This is a genomic window from Chryseobacterium sp. NG-CE01 (assembly GCF_055695505.1).
Genome location: NZ_CM146369.1, coordinates 716082 through 735380, shown reverse-complemented (window position 1 = coordinate 735380; position 19299 = coordinate 716082). Strand labels below are relative to the sequence as shown.

General features: G+C 36.7%; 18 protein-coding genes. 10 read left to right on the top strand and 8 right to left on the bottom strand.

Annotated elements, in window-relative coordinates:
• Positions 1 to 12: 12 nt before the first annotated feature.
• The 5 genes from ACYT6F_RS03535 to ACYT6F_RS03515 all read left to right on the top strand — a co-directional run bounded on the left by ACYT6F_RS03535 (position 13) and on the right by ACYT6F_RS03515 (position 5124).
• Entirely contained in the window at positions 13 to 351 is a 339-nt protein-coding gene (locus ACYT6F_RS03535) for a hypothetical protein (protein ID WP_472599921.1), read from the top strand.
• Entirely contained in the window at positions 335 to 634 is a 300-nt protein-coding gene (locus ACYT6F_RS03530) for a type II toxin-antitoxin system RelE/ParE family toxin (protein WP_472599920.1), read from the top strand. The genes ACYT6F_RS03535 and ACYT6F_RS03530 overlap by 17 nt, the downstream gene beginning before the upstream one ends.
• A 121-nt stretch (positions 635 to 755) precedes the next feature.
• Positions 756 to 2246, top strand: a complete 1491-nt coding sequence (locus tag ACYT6F_RS03525) for an NAD(P)-binding protein (RefSeq protein WP_472599919.1) — start codon at positions 756 to 758, stop codon at positions 2244 to 2246.
• A gap of 64 nt (positions 2247 to 2310) precedes the next feature.
• On the top strand, positions 2311 to 3336 hold the full coding sequence (locus ACYT6F_RS03520; RefSeq protein WP_472599918.1) for a hypothetical protein: 1026 nt from the start codon (positions 2311 to 2313) through the stop codon (positions 3334 to 3336).
• A 30-nt stretch (positions 3337 to 3366) separates the two neighbouring features.
• Positions 3367 to 5124 (top strand): discoidin domain-containing protein, encoded by a 1758-nt coding sequence (locus ACYT6F_RS03515; protein WP_472599917.1) that lies wholly within the window; start codon positions 3367 to 3369, stop codon positions 5122 to 5124.
• 30 nt (positions 5125 to 5154) lie between these two features.
• Here ACYT6F_RS03515 and ACYT6F_RS03510 read toward each other — a convergent pair whose 3' ends face one another.
• From ACYT6F_RS03510 to ACYT6F_RS03485, 6 genes are all read right to left on the bottom strand, one after another.
• Entirely contained in the window at positions 5155 to 6000 is an 846-nt protein-coding gene (locus ACYT6F_RS03510; RefSeq protein ID WP_472599916.1) for an alpha/beta fold hydrolase, read from the bottom strand.
• Positions 6001 to 6124: 124 nt separating this feature from the next.
• Complete coding sequence (locus tag ACYT6F_RS03505; protein ID WP_472599915.1) at positions 6125 to 8401, bottom strand: TonB-dependent receptor domain-containing protein; 2277 nt, start codon at positions 8399 to 8401, stop codon at positions 6125 to 6127.
• A 328-nt stretch (positions 8402 to 8729) separates the two neighbouring features.
• Positions 8730 to 9071: a DUF3817 domain-containing protein gene (locus ACYT6F_RS03500; protein ID WP_472599914.1), complete on the bottom strand. Its 342-nt coding sequence runs from the start codon at positions 9069 to 9071 to the stop codon at positions 8730 to 8732.
• Positions 9072 to 9158: 87 nt separating this feature from the next.
• Positions 9159 to 9743: a nicotinate (nicotinamide) nucleotide adenylyltransferase gene (gene nadD, locus ACYT6F_RS03495; protein ID WP_472599913.1), complete on the bottom strand. Its 585-nt coding sequence runs from the start codon at positions 9741 to 9743 to the stop codon at positions 9159 to 9161.
• 3 nt (positions 9744 to 9746) lie between these two features.
• Positions 9747 to 11459, bottom strand: coding sequence for a single-stranded-DNA-specific exonuclease RecJ (gene recJ, locus ACYT6F_RS03490; protein WP_472599912.1), 1713 nt, complete (start codon positions 11457 to 11459; stop codon positions 9747 to 9749).
• Between the two features lie 95 nt (positions 11460 to 11554).
• Positions 11555 to 13177 carry an ABC-F family ATP-binding cassette domain-containing protein gene (locus ACYT6F_RS03485; RefSeq protein ID WP_169231294.1) on the bottom strand — a complete coding sequence of 541 codons (1623 nt, stop codon included), beginning with the start codon at positions 13175 to 13177 and terminating at the stop codon, positions 11555 to 11557.
• Positions 13178 to 13367: 190 nt separating this feature from the next.
• Between ACYT6F_RS03485 and smpB the strand changes: the two genes are divergently transcribed.
• The 5 genes from smpB to ACYT6F_RS03460 all read left to right on the top strand — a co-directional run bounded on the left by smpB (position 13368) and on the right by ACYT6F_RS03460 (position 18131).
• Positions 13368 to 13826, top strand: a complete 459-nt coding sequence (gene smpB, locus ACYT6F_RS03480; RefSeq protein ID WP_029297688.1) for an SsrA-binding protein SmpB — start codon at positions 13368 to 13370, stop codon at positions 13824 to 13826.
• Between the two features lie 77 nt (positions 13827 to 13903).
• Positions 13904 to 15379 (top strand): OmpA family protein, encoded by a 1476-nt coding sequence (locus ACYT6F_RS03475; protein WP_472599911.1) that lies wholly within the window; start codon positions 13904 to 13906, stop codon positions 15377 to 15379.
• A gap of 93 nt (positions 15380 to 15472) precedes the next feature.
• Complete coding sequence (locus ACYT6F_RS03470) at positions 15473 to 16213, top strand: YebC/PmpR family DNA-binding transcriptional regulator (RefSeq protein ID WP_472599910.1); 741 nt, start codon at positions 15473 to 15475, stop codon at positions 16211 to 16213.
• A 122-nt stretch (positions 16214 to 16335) separates the two neighbouring features.
• A complete protein-coding gene (locus ACYT6F_RS03465) occupies positions 16336 to 17163 on the top strand; it encodes a UDP-2,3-diacylglucosamine diphosphatase (RefSeq protein WP_472599909.1) in 828 nt (275 codons plus the stop codon).
• A complete protein-coding gene (locus tag ACYT6F_RS03460) occupies positions 17160 to 18131 on the top strand; it encodes a glycosyltransferase family protein (RefSeq protein WP_472599908.1) in 972 nt (323 codons plus the stop codon). The genes ACYT6F_RS03465 and ACYT6F_RS03460 overlap by 4 nt, the downstream gene beginning before the upstream one ends.
• Here ACYT6F_RS03460 and ACYT6F_RS03455 read toward each other — a convergent pair.
• Together ACYT6F_RS03455 and ACYT6F_RS03450 are read right to left on the bottom strand one after the other, a co-directional pair.
• Positions 18120 to 18410 carry a GNAT family N-acetyltransferase gene (locus ACYT6F_RS03455; protein WP_472599907.1) on the bottom strand — a complete coding sequence of 97 codons (291 nt, stop codon included), beginning with the start codon at positions 18408 to 18410 and terminating at the stop codon, positions 18120 to 18122. The two genes, ACYT6F_RS03460 and ACYT6F_RS03455, sit on opposite strands and share 12 nt — an antisense overlap.
• Before the next feature lie 137 nt (positions 18411 to 18547).
• Positions 18548 to 19297, bottom strand: a complete 750-nt coding sequence (locus tag ACYT6F_RS03450; RefSeq protein WP_472599906.1) for an RDD family protein — start codon at positions 19295 to 19297, stop codon at positions 18548 to 18550.
• Between the last annotated feature and the right edge of the window lie 2 nt (positions 19298 to 19299).

Sequence of the window (19299 nt, the reverse complement as noted above, 5' to 3'; positions counted from 1 at the left end):
AATTGTAAAAATATGATAGCTGAAATCGAAAAATATATAGAAATCCAGAACAATATCGATCAGATTCTGAAAGATTCACCTCTCAAAATTTCTTACATCATTGAAAAAACAGGAATTAAAAAACCGACCTTTTTCAAAAAAATGAAAGAAAAAAGATTTACTTCCGAAGAACTGCTTTCTATTGCTAAAGTAATGGAACCGGTTTACAGAAATGAAACCCATGAAGAGATTTTAGAATCCCTGAAAAGATCTGAGGAAGATTTCAGAATGGGAAGAACAATATCTCACCAGGAATTAATGAAGCAGGCTCGTGCAAGATTAGAACAGCGTAAGAATGAGGGTAGAATATAGTGATCTTTCAAGGAAAGATTTTGAAAATCTTCAGGATTATCTTTTTGATCATTGGGGCGTTCTGGTTTTAGATAATTTTTTGGATAAATATGATCAGGCTATTCAAATGCTACTTTCAAAAAATGTATACTTTGAAAAATATAGAGATACAGGTTTTATGAAATATTTGGTAACGAAACATAACTATATTATTTATGATTATCAGGATGATATGTTGAGAATCCACAGAGTTATCAACAATTTTCAGAATCCCGAAGACAACTACGAAAGCATCTCAAAATAACCATTAAATCTTGCCAACTCAACCCACTCAATTTTCCAGAAAAGATTTCCTTAAAACCCTATTTCTGGGCAGTCTCATGATTCCTTTTTTACACTATTGCAGTAAAAAAGGCAAATCATTATTGCTAAAGATCACCGGGACCAATCATATTTTAGGGCACAAACTCTGGGCAAAAGATTTTCCTCAACCTGCAGAAGAAATTCGCACAAAATACCTCGTTGTCGGCGGAGGAATTTCAGGACTTTCGGCGTGTAGATTTTTCAGTCAGCATCAGGAAAACAATTATCTGTTGCTCGAAATGGAAAACCATTTAGGCGGAAACTCGTCCAACGGACAGAACAAATTTTCAAAATTTCCTTTGGGAGCGCATTATTTACCATTACCCAACAAAGAAAATATTGAAATCATCGAATTTCTGAAAGAATGCAAAATTTACCAGGGAGACGATCAAAATGGCGATCCGATTTTAGATGAATATCAAATGACTTTCCCGCAACAGGAACGGTTATTTTTTAAAAATTCATGGCAAAACGATATCGTTCCGCAAAACGGAATTTCCTCAGAAACAAAAGCGGAATTCGACCGTTTTTTTAAAATGATGGATCATTTTCAGCATAAAAAAGATGCGGAAGGAAAATATTGGTTTGCGATTCCGGTTCACGATTCCAGTCGGGAAGATGAGGTCTTAGAATTAGAGAAAATTATTTTCAAAGACTGGCTTAAAAAGGAAAATTTTATTTCGGAAGAATTGTTATGGCTGCTGGATTATTCGTGCCGCGACGATTATGGTTTGGGAATCGATTACGTTTCGGCTTGGGCGGGAATTCATTATTTCGCCGGAAGAAAAAACAACTGGAGCAAAAAATACCAAGATCAGGTTTTTACATGGCCGGAAGGAAATGCAAGACTGGCAAAACATTTTTCAAAATATACAGAAGGAAAATCTTCATCGAACAATTTAGTTTTTGAGATAATAATTAATGATAAAAATGTTGAGGTTTTAAGTTTCGACAATATTCAGAAAAAGACAAAAAAAATCATTGCTGAAAAAGTTCTGTTTGCGACTCCGCAATTCGTCAACGAAAGAATTTTCAACAATAAAAAAACTGAAAATTTCAATTACGTTCCGTGGCTTTTAACAACGATTACTTTGAAAAACGATTTCGGAGGCGATGAAGAATTGGCTTGGGATAACGTAATTTATGGTTCCGATGGTTTGGGCTATATTTATGACCAACATCAGAATGTAGAGCAAATTATGGGCGAAAAAGTGATCACCTATTACAGGAGTCTTTCGACGGATAATTGTAAGAGAGCGCGGAAAAAATTATATGCTTTAAAAGAAAATAAGCTAAAAAACCTCGTCCTGGAAGATTTAAAAAAAGCTCATCCCCTGATCGAAGATTTTATTATTGAAATGCAGTTTCACAAAATCGGACACGCAATGATTGCACCTGTTCCGGGACAGATTTTTGAATATTCTGAAAATGCAAAACAGCCGATTGACGGAAAGGTTTTCTTCGCCCATTCGGATCTTTCGGGAATTTCAATTTTCGAGGAAGCTTTTTATCAGGGATGGAGAACTGCAAAAGAGATGCAGCAATTTGATTAAATATTAAAATAAGAATTCAAACCTTATAGGTTTTAAAACCTATAAGGTTTCCCAAAATATAAAAATGAAACAACCCTGGATCCATAATGCGAGAGCCGACGGATGGTTTATTTTATCGCCGCCTTTCATTATTTTGCTGATTGTTTTCCTGTTTCAGAAACAGATTCAGGGACTGGAAAATCAGTATTCCTTTTACACATGGCTTTTCCTGATTGTTTTTGTAGACGTGGCGCACGTTTATTCAACCTTATTTAAAACCTATTTTATAAAGGAGGAAGTAAGGAAAAGAAAACTTCTGTATTACGGAATTCCTGCTGTAAGCTGGATTTTAGGATTAGTCTTATACCAGTTAGGAAGCTTAATTTTCTGGTCGGTTCTCGCCCTGACTGCCGTTTTTCATTTTATCCGGCAGCAATACGGATTCATGAGAATTTATGCGCGGTTTGAACCGGATAACTGGAGTAAAAAGATAGATGAAATTGCCGTATATTCTGCCACGATTTTTCCAATTCTGTATTGGTTTAAAACGCCAAGAGCTTTTACATGGTTTGTAGAAAATGAATTCAATTGGTTTCAGAACGTACTGGATTATATTCCTTTGGTCACTTTCCTGTATTTCGGAATTTTAATCATCTGGGTATTGAAAACGATCTATGAAATATTTAGAAAGAAACAATATAATATTCCTAAAATTACCTTAATATCCGGAACTTATCTTTCCTGGTATTTCGGAATTGTGTATTTTAATAATGATCTGGTTTTCACTTTTCTGAATGTCATTTCACACGGAATTCCTTATGTTGCTTTAATTTACATCAGAGAAATTAAACAAAAGAACAATCAAGATTTAAACAGTCTTTCTATATTCAAATCAACTTTCGGAATCTTTTTGTTTGTTTTGGTGATTCTTTCCTTTGCGCTTTTTGAAGAATTTTTATGGGAAGTCTTGATCTGGAAGGAACATTTTTCCTTAAACCTTAACATTGAACTCAATTGGTTTCAGTTTTTAGTTCCCTTATTGGTTGTTCCCCAGCTTACCCATTACTTATTAGACGGTTTTATTTGGAGAAAACCAAAAAAAGTTGATTAATTTTGTTCACAACGTTAAAAAAGTATGAAAATGCAGAAGTACCTCTTGTCATTAATGCTGTTGTTGGGATTGTTTAGTTTGAAAGCCCAGCAGAAGACATTTTGTAACCCAATCAATATCGACTACGGCTATACTCCGTTTGAAGTTTTTTCAAAACAGGGGAAACACCGCGCTACGGCAGATCCGGTAATTGTTAATTTTAAAAATAAACTCTTTCTGTTTTCAACCAATCAGGAAGGATACTGGTACAGTGATGATATGCTCGACTGGAAATTCGTAAAAAGGAAATTCCTGAGAGACAATAAATATATTCATGATCTGAACGCTCCGGCAGTCTGGGCTATGAAAGACACTCTATATGTTTTCGGCTCTACTTGGGAACAGGATTTCCCGATCTGGAAAAGTACCAATCCTACAAAAGACGACTGGAAAATTGCCGTTGATACTTTAAAAGTAGGAGCCTGGGATCCTGCCTTTCACTACGACGAAGATAAAAACAAGCTGTATCTGTATTGGGGTTCCAGTAATGAATGGCCTTTATTGGGAACGGAAGTTAAAGTAAACACACTTCAGTCGGAAGGTTTCGTAAAACCGATTGTAAGGCTAAAACCGGAAGATCACGGTTGGGAAAGGTTCGGGGAATACAACGATAATGTTTTCCTGCAGCCTTTTGTAGAAGGAGCGTGGATGACGAAGCACAACGGGAAATATTATATGCAGTACGGAGCTCCGGCAACGGAATTCAGCGGATATTCCGATGGAGTGTATGTGAGCAGCAAACCGCTGGAAGGTTTCGAATACCAACAGCATAATCCATTTTCTTACAAGCCGGGAGGTTTTGCAAGAGGAGCAGGACACGGTGCTACTTTTGAAGATAATTACAAAAACTGGTGGCATATCTCTACCATTTTTATTTCCACTAAAAACAATTTTGAAAGACGTCTGGGAATCTGGCCTGCCGGATTTGATAAAGATGATGTGATGTATTGCAACACCGCTTACGGCGATTATCCGACGTATCTTCCGCAGTATGCACAGGGAAAAGACTTTTCAAAAGGGCTTTTCGCAGGATGGATGCTGTTGAATTATGATAAGCCGGTTCAGGTTTCCTCAACGCTGGGAGGATATCATTCCAATTATGCGGTGGATGAAGATATCAAAACCTACTGGAGTGCCAAAACAGGGAATTCCGGAGAGTGGTTCCAAACAGACTTAGGAGAGGTTTCCACCATTAATGCTATCCAAATCAATTACGCAGATCAGGATGTTGAATTTATGGGTAAAACTTTAGGTAAAATGCATCAGTATAAAATTTACGGTTCCAATGATGGTAAGAAATGGAATGTTATTGTTGATAAAAGTAAAAATACGAAAGACGTTCCGCACGATTATGTAGAACTGGAAAAACCTACCAAAGCGAGATTCCTGAAGATGGAAAATTTAAAAATGCCGACAGGGAAATTTGCACTAAGCGGATTCAGGGTATTTGGAAAAGGGGCGGGAGCAGTTCCCGGAAAAGTCCAAAATTTTGTTCCTTTACGTTCTGATCCTAAAAAGTATGGTGAAAGAAGAAGTATCTGGATGAAATGGCAGCAGAATTCCGATGCAGACGGTTATGTAATCTACTGGGGGAAATCTCCTGAAAAATTATACGGAAGCATCATGGTGTATGGAAAAAATGAATATTTTTTCACCGGAGCCGACAGAGCCGATGCGTATTATTTCCAGATCGAAGCCTTCAATGCGAACGGCGTTTCGGAAAGGTCAGAAGTTTTTAAATCTGAATAAATGATAAAACGCTCTGAGATTTCAGAGCGTTTATTTTTTACCCACATTTTTCAAAAAACCATCTATTTTCTGAATCAGAAATGTGGCGTTGTTATCTTTTTTCCAACCGGTATGATCACCGTTAAATTCGTAGGACTCATGATATACGTTATGATCTGTTAAAACCGAATCTAAAATTTTCATTTGCGAAATCGGTACTACATAATCATTATTGCCGTAGAAAGAAATAGTAGGTGCAGAAGCAGCGGTAATCCAATATGTAGGGCTGCCAAAATCCATTAAGGTCGTTTTATGGCCAACAATTTTAGGATCAATAAGATGTTTTTCGAGGAAGCGGTAATCGTCGTAATTTTTAAATCCGGGGTCATTGAGATCTGCGGGACCGACAATATTAATCACCGCTTTTACCCTTTTATCAGAGTCAAATTTATAAGCATAAAGCATAGAAAGATGTCCGCCGGCGCTGTTCCCGAGAAGAATATATCGCGGTTTAATTTTTAAAGTTTTCTCTAAATAATTTATGGCATTTTTAATGTCGTCTGTCTGATCAGGAATCGCAAAACGGTTTGACGAAGCCAATCGGTAATCGAGATTGATAAAAATATTTCCGGGAAATTTTTTCATGAGATCAAAAGTGAAACTCGTAAGTTCGGATCTTCTTCCACCCCGCCAGCCGCCGCCATGAATAATGATAAATACCTCTTTATTCTCTGTTCCGCTTTCCGGGAGATAGATATCCATTTTTTGTTCAGGATCTTTTCCGTACGATACATTTTTTTCGATTTTAAAAGAAGCATTTGTTCCAAGATCAATAGTCTTTTGGCAGCTTGTAAGAAACAGAAGCAGAATTCCCGATATGATTAAGTATTTCTTCATTTGATTATTCGTTTTGGATCATTCTGCAATTATCGTGCTTTTTCATATGTAAATTTAAAAGAAAAAACCCACCGAAAACGATGGGTTACCACAAAAAATAATATATATGAAGAAATGATTGTTGTTATCTTGTTCTGTTTTTGATGGCATCAGAGGCACTTTCGAGATCTCTTACCTTTTTCACCTTCTGATTACCGAAGTTGTAGGTAATGCTTACGGTAAGATTTCGTCTGTATTGGTCATTTCTGATATAATTGTAATTTCCGCTTGACTGGAAGTCTTCTATTTCAACTACATTGGTTCTTAATACATCATTTACATTTACGGTAAAAGTCCAGTCATTCCAGTTTTTCTTGATGCTGAGGTCCAGGCTCATTAGGTTTTTCAAAACACCAAGCTCGATTTGCTGTTTATCTACGTAGAAGAAATTTGCTCCCAAAAACCAGGTTTTCTTTTTGTCAAGACGCAGGGTATTGTTACTGGTGATGACCAGACTGGTAGATTTTCTGTCGTTAACATATTTATCAAAAACCTGCCCCGTTGTAGGATCTGTATCTAATGTTCCGTTATTAATATTATGCTGAATTCCTGCATTAAAATTCAATGTCAGATATTGTTTGAAAAGCGATTTCTGAACTCCTACCATGGCAGACATTTCCTGCCTGTCACCGAAATTGGTTCTGATGTAAGCCAATTGAACTCTTTTCTCATTGGTTTCCGGATCCATATAGCTTCTTTGTAAAGGTACCTGTGTAATCTGATCTTTTAAATAAGTATGGTTTAAAATCAGAAAATAAGAGTTTTTGTACATGTACGTTAATTCCTGATTGTACGTTGAAGATGCTTTTACGAAAGGATTATTCTGGGTATAATTATCCTGTGTAATGAGGTTCTTCACCGGATTAAGTTCCCAGAAGCTTGGTCTTCTCATCCGGCTTGAAAACGAATAAGAGATATTATTCTTGTCATTAATCGCATAGTTGAAGCTGAGATATGGTAAGAAATTGTTGTAATTTCTTTTTATTCTCTGATACTCAGGTTGCTTTGCATTATCAGATGTTCCCAGACTGTTGGTAATCTCATATCTGGCCCCTATTTTTCCTGAAAACTTATCAGAAAACTTCTTTTCAAAAGTCATATAAGCGCCATAAATATTTTCATCGTAAATAAAGTGGTTGGGATCCTGGGTGAAGGCAATCACCTGTAATTGACCAGCATCGTTGTAAATATAATCGTAGGTATAGTTTTTGGTATCGTTGTCGGTTTTGGTTTTATTGAAATTTCCTCCTGCTGAAAACGTAAAATCATTTTTAAACTTCTGAATGTAATCTACCGTTCCGGAAAAGTTATTGATAATCTGAGGAATATCCTGAATGATTTTTGTTCCGATTCGTGAGAAGCCTGAAGTACTGCCTTTCACATCAGAAATCATGGTATTGTTATCAGAATACTGGAATCTTTTGTAATTAAGATAGGCTGCGTTTAAATTCAGTTTACTTCCAAGCGAATCAAGCTTTAGTTCATAGTTTAAATTAACAGAATTATTGTAGTTTCGGGCATCTTCCTTATTTTTAGTCCTCGTATATGCAGTAGAAATCAATTTATTGTTGTTATCGTATCTTGTAATGGTATTTAAAAGATCAATAGTAGAATTGTAGCTTTTATTAGCCCAGGAATTCCATGATAGAGCTAAATTGCTTTTCTCATTCAGTTGATAATCAACATTTAAATATCCTCCGATGTTTTTGTTTGGATCATCGATATTACCTACAGATTCGTTCTGTACATTTTCTGATCTGTTTCTTAAAATATAAGACTGAGGATTAATATTTTCTCCGCCGCTAAGGTTCGCATTGATTCCCAGCTTATCTTTTCGGTAATTCACAGAGAAACTCGCATTGCTGGAATTGTATTTATTCTGAGAGTTAGACATTCTCATGTTTCCGCTTGTGCCGTCGCTCATTTTTTTCTTCAGAACAATATTGATGATCCCGTCGGAAGATTCGACCTGATATTCACTTCCGGGAACCGTAATCACCTCAATTTTCTGAATATTTTCTGCTGGAGTATTTTTTAAGAACTGCGTTAAAGATTCCGCATCCATATTGGTTTTTCTGCCATTAATGAAGATCAGTGCATTATTCTTTCCGGCAATTTTCAATGTCTTGTCATCGGTAGTTGATAAAAGAGGAGTCTGCTTAAGAAGATCAAAAGTAGTATTTCCTTTCGTCACCGGAGATGCGGCTACATCGTAAACAAAACGGTCGCTTTGCTTTTTGAAAACCTGTTTGGTTAAAGTTACCCCTTCGATGCTTTTCGTTTTTACACTGTCTTGTTTTTTTTCCTGTGCGAAGGTCAGTCCGCTGAAAAATATGGCTGCAATAAGAATGGTCGTTTTCATGTTTTAATGTTTAGAGAGTTTAATAGCTTGTATTTGTTATTATTGAACATTGCAAAGATATATAATAAATTAAGTATCTTGCAATACAAAGTACTTAAAATGTTTTTAAAACAATATTAACTAATTGATTTACAGGTTGTAAAATTTTAGTTAAAATTTTTAATTCATATCGGCTTTGTTACTTTAAAGACAATTCAGGCAAAAAAAATATTACATTGTAGATTAGAAAAAATTAAAAAATGAATTGAAAAGGCGGTTGAGATCTGATATAATCTCTTTATTGAAGTACAAAGCAAAAAAAAGGACCTTAAAAAAGATCCTGTACATTTTATTCTCTGTCAAATCGGGCGAGCTTCTTATCGACCCAAATAGTGGCAAAAGGAAAGAATGCAGAAAGTAGTGCAAAGACAAAATCCTCATCGTCCCAACGGTAAATCTTCCTTGCCGGAAGACAAAGTAATAGATACAGGGTAAAAAAAAGTCCGTGGACATTTCCGATAATGATAATGAAAATGGTAGCCAGAAGTCCATCATCATCATAGCGTTTCCAGATCATGGCAACACCATACAACAGAAAACAGGTGATGGCTTCTGCAACACAAACCTGCTTAAACCATTTGATGACTTTTTCCTGAGGATATTTTGAAAAAAATTTTTCGATGAAATTCATAATTGTTTATTAATGATTAGAAATGCAGGACCAAATCAGAAAACTTCAAGCATCCATCTTCTTTCATAAGTCATAAACAATACAAAATTACTGATAAAAACTGCTACCGTCCAAATATTCAAAGACTTCAGGAGGAAGCATTGGTCTTACATTTTTCCCGGTTTTGATCATGTTGCGGATTTCCGTTGCAGAAAGCTCAATAACAGGCGCTTTGATTAAGGAAATATTTTCATGCTGAAAATGATCAGAGTCTTTCTTATAGCCTTCATATACCCTTGGATATACAATGATGTGATGATTTTTGACCAGAATATCAGCGTTTTTCCATTTATGGAGATTCTGGAGGTTGTCTTCACCCATAATTAAACTGAAAGAATAATCAGGATATTTTTCATGAAGATAAGTCAGCGTGTCGATAGTATAGCTCGGTTGAGGTAAAGAAAACTCTACATTGGAGGCTCGCATTTTAGGATAATTTTTTACGGCAAGCTGCACCATATCCAGGCGGTTGTGATCTTTCAGCAATGATTTTTTCTCTTTAAAAGGATTTTGCGGACTTACCACAAACCAAAGCTCATCCATATCCGAATGCTCCAGAATATAATTCGCCAGAATCAGATGGCCAATATGAATAGGATTAAAAGAGCCGAAAAAAAGACCGATTTTCTTCATATTCTAATCCCTGAATTTTACATCTTTAATATTCAGATAATGCGTCACATTTCCTTTCCAGTGATTTTCTTCAAGCGTGAAAGCGAGATCAAAACTTTTTGTTCTGAAATCATCTGCAAACTGGCCCAATTTAAAGCCAACGCATTCAATATTTCTTCCGGTAGATTCCTGTCTGATATAAAACTTGAGATGATTGTTATCCTTTCCCATTGTTTTAATATATCCGGAAACTTTTTGGTTGGTTAACGCCAGAATCGGTTTCATATTATGAGGTCCGAAAGGAGCCAGCTTTCGATGGAAATTAATGAACTCCCTGTTGATATCATCAACCTGAATTTCAGAATCAATTGTAATGGAAGGCTCTTTCTGATGCTCTTTTATTTTTTCGGAAACCACCCTTTCGAATTTTTCCTTAAATGCATCAAATTTTTCCTTTTCCATGGAAAGTCCTGCCGCTGCATGGTGACCTCCGAATTTCAGGAAATATTCGGAACACATATCCAATGCTTCATGTACATCAAAATCTGAAACGGATCTTGCGGAAGCCACCATTTCACCGTTGTTTCCGTCAGTAAACACCAATGTTGGTTTATAATAGGTTTCTATTAATCTTGATGCTACGATACCGATCACACCTTTATTCCATTCCGGATGATAGACGATGGTCGTATATTTTGTTTCCTGCTGAGATTCGATAATCTGATTCAAGGCAGAAAGCGTAGAATTCATATCCAGTTCACGTCTTTCATCATTAAGGTTCATGATGTCGCTTACAATCTGATGGGCGTGTTTCAGGTTATCAGAAACCATGAGTTCAACCGCTGCTTTTCCGTGTGAAATTCTTCCGGCAGCATTGATCTTCGGAGCAATTTCAAACACAATATTGGAGATCTCAAAATGAGAAAGCTTTTCATCAGGAATCAATAATCGCAGGCCTAAATTTCTCGTTTTACGGAGGGTTTTCAGACCCATCTTAGCAAAAACCCTGTTTTCGCCGGTCATAGAAACAATATCTGCAGCAATGGAAATAGCCAGAAGATCGGTAAGCTCAAACAGGTCGGCTTCAGGAAGTTTATAAATGGTATTCAGGCCCTGGCAAAGCTTAAAGCCAACTCCGCAACCGGATAGCTCCTTAAAAGGATAGCGGCAGTCGCTTCTTTTAGGATCCAGAACGGCAACAGCGTCGGGGATTTCTTCGCCGGGTAAATGGTGATCACAAATGATAAAATCAATATCAAGACTTTTAGCATAATTGATCATGTCTAATGCTTTGATGCCGCAGTCTAAAGCAATGATCAGCGAGAAACCGTTTTCTTTGGCAAAATCAATTCCTTCGGTGGAAATTCCGTATCCTTCGGAATTCCTGTCGGGAATATAATAGTCTAAATACTTTTTCTGAACAATTTTGCTAAGGTACAGATACATCAGTGCAACGGCAGTAGTGCCGTCCACATCATAATCTCCGTACACCAGTATTTTTTCTCCGTTTTCAATTGCGGTGGCAATGCGCTCTACGGCTTTTTGCATATCTGCCATCAGAAACGGACTGTGAATGTCGGTAAGGTTCGGTTTAAAAAATTCTCTGGCCTTCTGGTAATTGTCAATTCCTCTGAGAACGAGGAGTTTAGATTCGAAAGTTCCAAAACCAAGAGACGAACTTAGTCCATCCACAATTTCCTCATCGGGTTCGGGCTTGTAAATCCATTTTTGACTCATTTCACAAAAATAGGGAAAAAAGTTTTAAAAGGGAAGTTTAATGTTGTCGTGGAGTGTTAAAAAAAACCGTTCAGGTCATGAACGGTTTTAAATATTTAAGAATACATTTTCTCTCTTAATTCTTTTACTCTTTTATCGGCAAGGTATTCATCGTAAGTCATCTCTCTGTCGATAATTCCGTTTGGAGTCAGTTCGATGATTCTGTTACAGACTGTAGAAAGCATTTCGTGGTCATGAGAAGCCAATAAGATGTTTCCTTTGAAGTTAGACAACGAGTTGTTCAACGTCGTGATACTTTCAAGGTCTAAGTGGTTGGTAGGCTCATCTAATAAAAGAACGTTGGCTTTCTGAAGCATCATTCTGCTGAACATACATCTCATTTTTTCACCTCCGGAAAGTACTTTACAGGATTTCAACGCTTCATCGCCGGAGAAAAGCATTCTTCCCAAAAATCCTCTTACAAATTCTTCGTGACGTTCTTCATCATTTTTAGTGAATTGTCTTAACCAGTCAACAAGGCTTAGGTCTTCCTGAAAGAAGTTTGTATTATCTAAGGGCATGTGAGATTGAGTAGTTGTTACTCCCCATGCAACCGTTCCTTTGTCAGCCTGAACATTTCCCGCTAAAATTTCAAAAAATTCTGTGATTGCCAATGAATTTTTAGAAAGAACGGCAACTTTATCACCTTTTTTAAGGTTTAAATCGATGTTAGAGAATAATAATTCTCCGTCCTTCGTTTTTTCAAGGCCTTTTACATCAAGAATCTGATCTCCCGCTTCTCTTTCCATTTCAAAAATAATGGCAGGATATCTTCTTGAAGATGGCTTAATATCATCAATGTTCAGTTTGTCGATCATTTTCTTTCTTGCAGTTGCCTGTTTCGCTTTTGCAACGTTTGAGCTGAATCTTGCGATGAAGTCCTGAAGTTCTTTCTTCTTCTCTTCTGCCTTCTTGTTAGCCTGAGCTCTTTGTCTTGTTGCTAATTGTGAAGCCTGGTACCAGAAAGAATAGTTACCTGTGTAAAGATTAAGTTTAGCATAATCAAGGTCACCGATATGAGTACAAACCGTGTCTAAGAAGTGACGGTCGTGAGATACAACAATTACCGTATTTTCATAATCTGCAAGGAAATCTTCCAGCCATGAAATGGTATCGATATCAAGGTCATTGGTAGGCTCATCCAGAATAAGTACATCCGGATTCCCGAAAAGCGCCTGAGCCAAAAGAACTTTTACCTTGTCTTTATTTTCAAGCTCGCTCATCATCTGCCAGTGCATATCATCTGTAATCCCGACATTAGAAAGCATAGTCTGTGCATCCGATTCTGCTGTCCATCCACCCATTTCATCATAGATCACACCCAGCTCACCTGCTTTGATACCGTCTTCATCAGAGAAATCTTCTTTCGCATAAAGCGCGTCCATCTCTTCCTTTATTTCGAATAATTTTTTGTTACCTCTCAAAACCGCTTCAAGAACAGTATATTGATCGTAGGCAAAGTGATCCTGCTCAAGAACAGACATTCTTTTCCCAGGTTCCAGAGATACGTGTCCTGTTGTTGGGTCTTGTTTTCCGGTCAATATTTTAAGGAATGTAGACTTTCCTGCACCATTTGCTCCGATAATCCCGTAGCAGTTCCCTTTCGTAAACATAATGTTTACTTCGTCAAAAAGAACTCTTTTCCCGAATTGTAAAGATAAGTTAGATACTGTTAACATATAGTTTTGTAAATTTGGCGCAAAAATACGAAAAGAATTTGGGTATTTCGCAATAATGTAATATTCAGGTTTTTAAATGTAAGGTATTTTTTATATATTTCATTACTTAATTTATACAAGCAGTCCGAAAGGACATCTTAAAAATAACAGGTATAGCCCTGACCAATAACAGATATCAGACGAATTCGAGATGAAAATAGAAAAGACAGTCAATATATTAAACAGAAGAGCAAGGTTCGAGTACGAAATTCTTGAAGAATATGAAGCCGGAATGGTACTTACAGGTACAGAAATAAAATCTTTACGCTCCTCAAAAGCCTCTATTGCAGAATCCTTCTGTCAGTTTATTGACGGGGAATTATATATCATTAATATGATGATCGATGAATATAAATTGGGTACATTTTATAATCATAAGACAAAAAGGGAACGGAAATTGTTGTTGCACAAAAAAGAACTTCAAAAACTGGAAAAGAAATTAAAGGATGCAGGCAATACCATTATACCTTTAAAATTATATATCAATGATAGGGGAAAAGCAAAGGTTTTAATTGCACTTGGAAGAGGTAAAAAACTCTTTGATAAAAGGGAGAGCATTAAAGATAGAGAAAATAAAAGAAACCTCGACAGAATATTAAAGAAAAGTTAAAAATCATCGTAAAAACTTTGTATATAAAGAAAAATTATATTTATTTTGCATTATCAATTATTTAATCATTTAATTCTATGAAAAATCTAAAATTAGGAATTTCAGCATTGGCGCTTACTGTCGCTTCTACTGTGTTCGCTCAGACTACCAACAATCCGTGGATGATCGGGGTTGGTGCTCACGCGGAAAACCATATGGCACAGAGAGAGAACTTCAGTAACACGTTCTCTGCTAATAATTTGACGAAGACAATGTTCAATATGAACAACTTCTCTATTACTCCGCCATTATCAAAACTTACTGTTGCAAGAAACGTAGGTAAAGGTTTGGTTATCGACTGGCAAACTACTGTAGGTAATGTTGAAAACAAGAGATTTAACATGGGTAAAGAATTCATGTTGATGACAGGTCTTGGTTTCCAGGCAAAAGCTGCAGGTCTTCTATGGGATGAAGAATCTTGGTTCGACCCGTACTTAAGAGTTGGTGCTAACTACCTGAGACATGATTATACTTCTCTTACATTCCCAAGAACAGATGCTAACGGAGCTGTAATTGGAAATGGTGAGAATGGTAACGAAAATGGTAAAGCTAATTTCTTTACTGTTGCTACAGGCGCTGGTATTAACTTCTGGTTAACTAAAAACTTCGGTTTAGGTGTTCAGGGTGATTATGTATCAACTCCGGGTGATAAATCAAACGTTGCTAACTTCTGGCAAGCTTCTGCTTCATTGAACTTCAGATTCGGTAACAGAGACAGAGATAAAGATGGTATCTTAGATAAAGACGATTTATGTCCTGATACTCCGGGATTACCAGAATTCCAGGGATGTCCTGATACAGATGGTGATGGAGTTCCAGATAAAGACGATCAATGTCCAGACGTAGCTGGTCCGGTTGAAAACAACGGATGTCCTTGGCCAGATACAGATGGTGACGGTGTAATCGACAAAGATGATGCTTGTCCTACAGTTGCAGGTCCTGCAGAAAACAACGGATGTCCTTGGCCAGATACAGATGGTGACGGTATCTTAGATAAAGATGATGCTTGTCCTACAGTTCCAGGTCTTCCAGAATACAACGGATGTCCTAAGCCTAAGACACAAACTGCTATTGATGTTGAAACTAAATTAGGAAGTGTATTCTTCGATTTCAACAAAGCTACTATTAAAGCTGAATCTACTCCTGCTTTAGATGCTGCTGCCGAAATCATTAAGAAAGATGGAGGTAACTACTTATTAGAAGGTAGAACTGATGCTAAAGGTTCTGAGGCTTACAACTTAAAATTATCTAGAGAAAGAGCTGCTGCTGTAGTTGCTGCTTTAGATGCAAGAGGTGTGGATGCTAATGCACTTAAATCTATTGGTGTTGGTGAGTCTAAAGCTACTGTTGCTGAAACAGCTTCTGATGCTGAAAGACAAGTAGACAGAAAAGTAGTTGTAAGAGCTATTGAAAATGCTGACGAGTGGAACGCAATCAAGAAAAGAGATTACGAAGATGCTCCAGTGAAAAAAGCTCCGGCTAAGAAAAAAGCTCCGGCTAAAAAAAGAAAATAATTAAATTTTTCTAAATATAAATACCTCCAGTCTTCTGGAGGTATTTTTTTTTCGTTCACTTTTAGCTAATTTTGTTGAAAATTTAAAAATAAAATGGGAAGAGCATTTGAATATAGAAAAGCTTCTAAAATGGCCAGATGGGATAAGATGGCTAAAACTTTTTCTAAAATAGGTAAGGATATTGCATTGGCGGTTAAAGCCGGTGGTCCTGACCCGGAATCAAATCCTGCATTGAGAAGGTGCATCCAGAATGCGAAAGGTGCCAATATGCCGAAAGACAATGTTGAAAGAGCCATCAAAAAAGCAAGTGGTGCAGATGCTGAAAACTACGAAGAGATCACTTATGAAGGGTATGGTCAGGGAGGAGTGGCATTCTTCATTGAATGTACCACCAACAACACAACAAGAACTGTTGCCAACGTAAGAGCGGTCTTTAATAAATTCGACGGAAACCTCGGGAAAAACGGGGAATTGGCTTTCATTTTTGATAGAAAAGGAATTTTCACTATTGATTTATCCCAGATTAAAATGGATTGGGATGATTTCGAAATGGAAATGATTGACGGAGGAGCGGAAGATGTTGAAAAAGATGAAGAAGAAGTAATGGTCACGACAGCTTTCGAAGATTTCGGTTCTTTGTCACATAAACTGGATGAACTCGGAATTGAGGCAAAAAGCGCCGAACTTCAGAGAATTCCCAATACTACAAAAGAAGTAAACGAGGAGCAGTTTAAAGCAAATATGAAGATGCTTGAACGTTTCGAGGATGATGACGATGTACAGAATGTTTACCATAATATGGAGGTTTCTGAAGAGATGATGAATACTCTTTAATATTTGAAATTATATCATACAAACCTCACAGGCTTTTAAAACCTGTGAGGTTTTTTTAATACTCAAAAATAATATAACATTCATATATAGTTAATTTTCAAGTAGTTTCTTTGCATAAAACTATGAAAAGAAACATTGAATTGGTTGTAATATCGGATGTGCATTTGGGAACTTATGGATGTAAGGCTAAAGAATTGCTGAGGTACCTCAATTCTATTCAGCCCAAAATACTCGTTTTGAACGGAGATATCATCGATATCTGGCAATTCAAAAAATCTTATTTTCCCAAACCTCATTTAAAGGTAATCAAAAAGATCCTTTCATTCGCTACAAAGAATACTGATGTGTACTATATTACGGGAAATCACGATGAGATGTTCCGGAAGTTTACCGACTTCGAATTGGGTAAGCTTAAAGTCTGCAATAAAATCTGTTTAAACATTAACGATAAAAAAGCATGGATTTTCCATGGTGATGTTTTTGACGCCTCGGTTCAGCATTCAAAATGGATTGCCAAACTCGGTGGGAAAGGTTATGACCTCTTAATTGTAATCAATAATATCGTCAATTGGTTTTTAGAAAAGATGGGGAAAGAAAAATATTCATTCTCCAAAAAAATTAAAAATAACGTAAAGAAAGCCGTAAAATATATCGGAGATTTTGAACTGACCGCTTCCGAGCTGGCTATCGACAACCATTACGATTATGTAGTATGCGGACATATTCATCAGCCGCAGATCCGCGAGGTGGTTAATAAAAAAGGCTCCTGCATTTATCTAAATTCCGGAGACTGGATCGAGAATCTTTCCGCTCTCGAATATCATGATAATAAATGGAAGATCTTTTATTACGAAGACCATAAACATCTGCTGAAAGATGACAATACTGATGAAATCTCAGATCTTAACAGCAATGACCTTTTGAAAATAGTAACCAATTTTACGAAATGAAAATCTTATATGCATTTCAGGGAACAGGAAACGGGCATATCGCCAGGGCGCAGGAGATTGTTCCCATTCTTAAAAAATATGCCTCGGTAGAAACACTCATCAGTGGCCACCAATCACAATTAAAGGCTGATTTTGACGTTAACTACCAACATAAAGGGATTTCACTGCTTTATAATAAAACAGGCGGTCTTTCATATCGGAAAACTTTTACAGATAACCATTTTCTGGAAGCTTTTAAGACCATTAAAGAAATCAGCCTTTCGGGTTATGATCTTATCATTAATGATTATGAACCGCTCACCGGATGGGCATGTAAACTGAGAGGCCTTCCCATGATTGAACTGAGCCATCAGGCTTCCATGTTATTTAAAGAAACGCCAAGACCTGAAAAGAAAGATTTCTTTGGAGACCTGATTTTGAAATATTATGTTCCGAGTGACAGGAAAATAGGCTTCCATTTTGAAAACTATCATCCGCAAATTAAAAAGCCTGTTATTAGGAGAAAGATCAGAAATCTTAATCCCGATAAAAAAGGTTTTTACCTTGTATATCTTCCTAGTTTTTCAGATGAAAATATTATCAAAGTGTTACAGCAAATTCCGGTGGAATGGAAAATTTTTTCCAAATACTCGAAGCTTCAGTTTAAAGAAAAAAATGTGGAGATCTTTCCTATTGATGAAATTAAATATCTCAAAAGCTTTGAAAACTGCGACGGAATTCTTTGCAACGCCGGCTTTGAAACTCCCGCAGAAGCACTTTTTATGGATAAAAAACTGTTCGTGATCCCGATCCATAACCAATATGAACAGGAATGTAATGCCTGTGCTTTAGACAAAATGGGAATACCCAACTCTAAAGTTTTAAAGCCAGAAGAAATCCTGAACTGGGTAGCTTCAGATCATCATCTGAAAGTTAATTATCCGGATGATATTGAAGAAATTCTTGTAAAAGAAGTTTTAACGCTGTAAGAAAACATCCTCAACATCGCGCATTCTCATCATCACAGATCTCGCATACGAACAGTGAGGGTATACCTTCCATTGGTTTTCTCTGGCAAACTTTATGGCCTCTTCCACCAGATATTTTCCCATTCCGCGGCCTTCAAATTCCGGATGTACCAGAACAAAAGAGATAATCAGTTTATGGTCTTCGGGAAAAACAGTATAGGTTAACCGTCCGACTTCCTTGATTTCATTATTTAAAGTAATAACACCGCCGTTTCCTGATTTATTATTTTCAAATCTCATAATCTACGTTTTTGTATACAGTAAAAATACAAAAACTGCACCGCGGAGCTTTTGAAGTATATCAAGAAAGAAAGTTGGTGATTGTGAATTATCAATTTTATTTTCGTTATTTAAATTTTATTAAACCCACCATTCACTTAACTATCTTTCCCTGTGTAATAGTTGTAATCTTTGATAATTACTCCTATAAACTGTCTTTCCGTCATTTTTGTAGGATCTATTTCCAGCTTCAGGATGCTTTTGATCTTATCAGAAAGTTTCTTGATAACCTGTCTGTCGTCAATGCGCAATGCTTTTATATAATTATCTTTAATGATCCTCATGTCATTGTCGCTTAATGCGATAACCTGAGGAAATGTAGGAATATAATCTTCTTTAATATTTTCTAAAATAGTGTGGGAAATATTAATATTGTTCTTTAAAGAAATAACAGCCGTTCCTGAAGCAATATCTCCCAAACGCTGATTGTTTTTAGAGACAACCATAGACACAAGTCCGACAACGCCTGCAAAAGAAGTATCAATGATTCTGAAAACCCAGCGGATAAGATAATCTCCGAACCCCGCCTGATAGCCGTCTATTTTTACGACACGTATTTTCATAACTTTTTTTCCCGGAGTCTGCCCCTCCATAAGACTTTCAAGAACCACAGGGTAAACAAATGTAGGAAAAAGCAGAATGATATAAACGGCTCCGACAGACCACTGATCCATGCCATTCAATAAATATCCGAGGTTCAGAATCGTAAAGAACGCATACAGAACGGCGATTCCGTATGCTACCTTTATCGCGAGGTCAATAAAGAAAGCAATGATCCGGTCTCCAACACTGGCAATGTTGAAATTAATATTTACATTTTGTGAAGTATTAATCGCAATTTGAGACATAA